Raw genomic sequence first — 6083 nt, 5'->3', positions numbered from 1 at the left:
CCGTTGCTCGGGTCGCTGTCCATTACCGTGATGTCAAAGCCAAATACGTCCAGGCACGCAACGTTGCCCGTCAGGACCATGCGGGGAATCAGCAGGCCCTGGCAGTCATCGTTGAGCGTCAGGTTGATCTCGCCGATGCAGGAAAGGTTGGGCTGCAGGAACTGGACCGTCACGATGACCGGGGCCGTCGTTACGTTGCCGTTCACGTCCGTGGCCGTGATGATCACTTCCACCTCACCGATGTCTTCGCAGGTGAAGAGCAGCTGGCTGGCCGTCAAAGAGGCGATGCCGCAGATGTCCGTAGCGGTAGCCAGGTCGGCAACCGTCAGGGTAGCCGTTCCGTTGGCGTTGCTTAGTACTACCGTTTGGGGGGTGACGACAATCTCGGGAGCGATGTTGTCTTCTACCGTTACCGTGGCCGTGCAGGTGGAACTGTTGCCGTTAACGTCCGTTACCGTCAGGGTAACTTCGTTGGGGCCTACGTTGGCGCAGGTGAAGTCCGTCACGTTGAGCGCAAGGCTGGCAATGCCGCAAGCATCGCTCGAGCCGTTGCCTACCACCGCAGCGGTGGTAGAGCCATTGCCGCTGACGTCAAGCTGAACGGTGACGTCCTGACACACGGCGACGGGGGGAACATTGTCTTCCACCGTGACCGTAGCCGTACAGCTGCTGCTGTTGCCGCTGAAGTCAAAGACCGTAATGGGAACTTCGAAGGTGCCAACGTCTGCGCAGCCGAGGACAAAGCACTGGTCGAAGGGCGCGAAGTTGACCGCACAGTTGTCGGTAGCTTCGAACAGTTCGATCTCACAGTAGGTGCCAACACCTGCCGCGTCCAGCTGAACAACGATTTCCTCACAAATTACGATGGGTGCGATCGTATCAATTACCGTCACATCGTAAGTACAGCGGCCTTGATTGCCGCTGGCGTCGGTGATGACGACGGTGCGCTGGAAGGTAGAATCGGCAAAGGAACAGTCGAAGGTCCGGGCCGCAGGGCCACCAACGGTGAAGGGACCACTCAGGTCAGCCGGGCAGTTGTCGTAGATGCTGACCACTGCGTCAGCGTTTTCAATCATCGCCACGCCCATGCTGTCGAGGGCTACTTCAATGGCTTCACAAACGATGACGGGGGTGATGTTGTCGATCACCGTCACATCGTAAGTGCAGCTGCCCTGGTTGCCGCTGGCGTCCGTAACCACTACGGTGCGCTGGTAAGTAGAGTCGGCGTCCAGGCAGTCGAACATACGGGCCGTTGGGCCGCCGACTGTGAAGGGACCGGAAATAGTCCCTCCACAGTCGTCATCAATGCTCACTACTGCGTCGCCATTCTCAATGGTAACGTTGCCCGTGCTGTCGAGCGCCACCTCAATGGCTTCGCAGATGATGACGGGGGCGGTGGTGTCCTGGACGGTGAAGATCTGCTCGCAGGTCGTCATCCGGCCACAGCCGTCGGTGGCCGTGTAGGTAAAGGTATAAGTGGTTCCGGCAAAGTTGGGGGTGCCAACAATGACGGCCTCAGAGACCGTAACCACGGGCGTACCGCAAGCGGAGGTGGCCGTCGCATCGGCCGCATTCACGACGGGTACTACGCCACAATCAATGAGAGAATCGGCCGGGCACACCGTGAAAACCGGCGCATCACCGTCGAAGGCGATGGTAGACCGGAAGAAGATCGAATCAGTGGCCTGGTTGCCAGCGGCGTCGCGGATGACCAGGACGTTGACGATGTCTACCGAACAGCCTGCGATCCGGTTTTCTTCGTAGGAGTCTACAAAGGCTGCTTCCAAACCTGAGCAGTTGTCGTCTACGCAACCAGCAAGGTCAAAAGATGCAACGTAGATGCCACCAGCAGCAACCGAGAAGTCACTCAGGTTGCCAATCGGGGAGAACGTTCCGGAGGGGGAGTTCGCAAAAACTCCGTCGGGGCAAGCGGAGAAGGTGGCGGTGAACTCAGAACAGGTGACTACGGGAATAGTGTTGTCTTCCACCTGGATCGTGAAACTGCAGGTATCTGAATTACCGGAAGCATCAAAGACGATGAGCTGGATGCTGTCCCGCCCCACTGGCAGGTTGCGCCCGGCACCCAGGTTGCTGCCACCAGTTTGCTCATCAAAAGTCAACGACAGGAACAAATTGCCCGCCTCATCAAAATAGTTTTCACGGATTTGCAGGCCATCCGGGCAGTTTTCGCTGACGAAGAAAGTCCCCGGGGAGCCCGCAAAAACACAGTCATCGTTAACCAAAACGGTTGGTGCAGTTGGGGTACAGTTGGTGATGCTTGGTGCGATGTCATCAAGTACCGTCACAATGATGGTATCCAGAACGATGTTGCCGCTACCATCCATTGCTTCAATTTCTACTTCAAGGTTTACGTTACCCAGGTCATCGCAGGTGAAAGACAGTACCGGAGGAAAAGACTTTGCTCCTTCAACATTCCCGGCACCTGCGGCCGCGCCCTGGGTATTGAGCAGAGAAGAAACGGGAGACAAGCGAAGCAGGTTAGTGATTTCTGCGCCACAGTTATCGGAAAGGGCGTACGCAAAATCTTCGATGGATAGCTCCGCCAGGCCGTTTTGGTCGAGGTAAAGGGTAGTGTCATTGGCCGCCAGCGTGGGGACAATGGGATCAACAACCGTAATGGTTACGGTACAATTTGCACTGTTTCCTTGTACGTCAGCCAGCCCAGCTTGCACGGTATTGGGGCCCAGGTCCGCGCAGTCGAACGAAAACTTAGAAAGCGAGCTGAAGAAAATACCGCAATTATCTGCGCTGCTGGTGATGATGCCGTTCAGGGTGAAGTTGAAGGTTCCCGTTGGTATGACAGCGCTACCGTTTCCTCCCAGTGGCAGGGTAATGCTTTGGCAGGAAATACTGGGGGCAACATTGTCCTGTACGGTGACGGCGGCGGAGCAGGAACGGGAGTTCCCCGACGGGTCCCGTACGGTCATCGTAACGTTGATTGGAGCGCCGAGAGCATCTTCACAATCGAAAGTGGTTTGCGATAGGCTTCTGGTAAAAGCCCCACAATTGTCGGAAGAGCCCGCATCAAAGGCATTGATGGTGAGTACGGCTGCACCATCGCTATTGAGCGGCAAGGTGACGGGCCGGCACGAGGCCGTAGGAGGGATGGTATCCCTGACCCGGACCTGAAAAGTACAACTCACCTGGCAATCCTCGGTGCCGCTGGAAAGGGTTACCGTATTGTTGCCCAGGTCGTCACAATCGAAGCTGGTCTGGCTGGCGGTTACGGACCCGGGGAAGGTAAGCCCGAGCGGCGCAGTACCCGTGGGGCCCAGATAAACTATCTGATCAGCAGGGCAGGTGAGTTCGCTGGAGAAGAAAGTCCGGATGAGCGCAAAACCATCGGGATTGATGATGATACCGGGAAGTGCCGGATTGAGCATAGTACCTTCGGTCACACTGGTGGCGTAAGTAGAATTCCAGAAGCTGCCCCCTCCGCGGCCCTGTGGCCCTTCGGCGATGATGCCGGCCCGTCCACCGATGTATCCGCCGCCACCGCCGCCAACCACGGATCCGCCACCACCGCCGCCGAAGCCGAAGCCACCGTTGAGGACCTCAGTGGTTAAGCAATTTTCGTCGGTACCGCCAGCGCCGCCGTTTACCCCACCTCTTCCTCCATCGAGGACCGTATTCGTCTCCAGGTTCAGGTTGATACAGGTTTGTCCGCCGCCATTTACGTCAGCGCCGCCGCCGCCGCCGCCGCCACCGGCATTGCCTTCTCCTCCGGCACCAAATAGTCCTTCGGCATTGCCCTCCACTCCGTTACCTCCATTTGTAGCAACGCAAAAACCGACGCCCGTAGTGGCCGTTCCGCCACCACCGCCGCCGCCCACCAGCAACAGCGTCCAGTTGCTGGTTCCCGGAGCACGGTACAATAGGGCCGAACCGCCGCCACCGCCGCCTACAGTCTTACCTACGCTGAGCGTGCCATTCACCGTACTGGACTCTCCCCTTTCCCCCAGAATGAAGCGCAAAGTACCACCGGGACGTAAAGTTCCAGCGCCGGAAGTGGCGACCTTAAAGCCTGCCTCAACGGAGTTGCCCCTTCCTCCGCTGCCAGTACAAAAGGAAACTTCTCCCAGTATCTCATTTCTAACGCGAGCAGTACCGCCCTCGCCTCCTTCTACCAGTATCCGGAGCGTCCCGGTAAAACCCGGATCAATGATGTAGTCACGAACGGAACCATCGCCCTCTAGATTGATGGTTCCTGTGCAGCCTACAATGTTGGATTGGGCGTTTAGCCCGGTCATCATACCACCGGACAGAAAGATGAGTAGTGCTAAGTGCACTCTTAGTGTTTTGAGGAACATAAGATTACGTTGCGAAAAAAATTTAGGTCGAAGCCCAAAAGTAGACCGCCCCGCCACCTCCTGAACTACGTAGGACTACGTAATCAGCCATAACTTAGGTGTTTTACCGCATTAAAATGCGGGTTTATCCCCATTCCAGGAGGTCCAGCTGCTCTCCTGCCCACCGGTTCAGGGCCTGCCCATCGGGGAGGTCCAAATCCAATTTCCTCCGGATGTTTTCCCGGTGTTTTTCCACTGTTCGCCGGGAAATACCGACGCCCTCCGCAATAGCCTTGGTGTCTTCCCCCCTTGCAATACACAGCAGGATTCTACGTTCCGCAGGACTTAGGTTTTCAAGTTTACGGAGCAAAGGCGCTACCTCCAGGCGGTAAATAATTTCCAAATCACCGTCAAAAAAGGACTTCCCCTGCTCAATAGTTCTCAAGGCTCTGACAATGTCTTGAACAGCATTTTCTTTTAGCAAATAGCCATCAACGGGAATGCTCTTCGCACGGGCAATGTAGGATAGGTTCTTGTATTGGGAAAGGAGCAATATCCTGGCCTCCAGGCCCCGCGCACGGGCTTGGCGGGCCGCCTCCAGGCCATTCATCCCCGGCATAGAAATATCGAGTACCGCCAGGCAGGGCTGGTGCTTCGCCATTGCAGCAAGTGCCTCAATTCCATTGGTCACCGCTGCAATAATGCGGTAGCCCGCATCGCTCAGGCAATGCTCTAAACCGTTCAATAGCAAGGGGTGGTCATCAGCGATTATAACCTTCAAGGTAGTGGTGTTTAACACGTAAAAGCGGTAAGCTACAAAACTTTCCAAAGTAGTCAAAAGCCAGCAAAATTGATTACCGGTAAACACCAAACCAAGCCAGCTGCCCTGCCTCAACAGGTTACTCCCTGGAAGCTCTAAATCCAAAATCCAGCTGCAGCTACTTCCCGATCCCTGCCTGCCCAAAATCGCATCGGCATACCTGCCGGGGAAATCACGAAGCACAAACCGGTAAAGCACGCTCCATTCCAAAAACTGTTACTAATCATACCATCACTTGCTTACCTTGGTCTGTCTCGGGCGCGACCGCAGGTGCCAGGAAAAGGGACAGAGGAGCAAGGTACTGTCGAGGCTTCAGCCCGACCCCCAAGGTATTGTCGCGGCTTCAGCCCGACCCCCAAGCCCGCAGGTCGCTAAAGGTATTGTCGCGGCTTTAGCCCGACCACCAGGACCGCAGGTCCCACCACCAAAAGAGAAAAGCCCCACCACTCCAACCAAGGAGCAGCGGGGCTTTCCCCTAAGTCACCCCAAAGGGCAACTCTGATTCAGTCCTACCGAACCACCACCATCTTACGGGTAGCGGTAAAGTCGCCGGCCGTAAGCGTGTACGTCAGTACACCCGCTGCGCCCAGCTCCGCTGCCGTCAGCGCCACCTGGTTGCGGCCAGCCGTAGCGTCCAGCTTGCGCGTCAGCAGCAGGCGGCCAGCGGCATCCTGTACCGTCAGCGTCGCTGCACCGGCAACGGCCAGCTCGTAGCGGATCACCGTCTCACCGCGTACCGGGTTCGGCGTGTTCTGCAGCAGGGCGTTCAGGCCCGTGGCCACTTCTGCCGTCGTGAACGAAAGCGTCAAGGCACCACCCGTTCCGTTCAGGCTTACACCCTCCCGAACCGTAATCTCATCCGTCAGGCTCACCAGTTCGCTCAGGCGACCCGCAGCCGTAGCCATCACTTCCAGCGTCAGCACCGCATCAGCACCCCGCAGGGCTACCGCCAC

At 57.1% G+C, this 6083-nt stretch carries 3 protein-coding genes; all 3 read right to left on the bottom strand.

Annotation, left to right across the window (positions count from 1 at the left end; genetic code table 11):
• Positions 1 to 4310, bottom strand: a 4310-nt coding sequence (locus H9S92_RS22625) for an HYR domain-containing protein (protein WP_187465410.1), incomplete at its 3' end; no start/stop codon positions are given.
• 145 nt (positions 4311 to 4455) lie between these two features.
• Complete coding sequence (locus H9S92_RS03905; protein WP_187465409.1) at positions 4456 to 5340, bottom strand: response regulator; 885 nt, start codon at positions 5338 to 5340, stop codon at positions 4456 to 4458.
• A 299-nt stretch (positions 5341 to 5639) separates the two neighbouring features.
• Positions 5640 to 6083, bottom strand: a 444-nt coding sequence (locus H9S92_RS03900) for a T9SS type A sorting domain-containing protein (protein ID WP_187465408.1), incomplete at its 5' end; no start/stop codon positions are given.

Source organism: Neolewinella lacunae (assembly GCF_014349155.1).
Lineage (GTDB): Bacteria > Bacteroidota > Bacteroidia > Chitinophagales > Saprospiraceae > Neolewinella > Neolewinella lacunae.
This window is presented reverse-complemented; position numbering and strand designations above follow the sequence as displayed.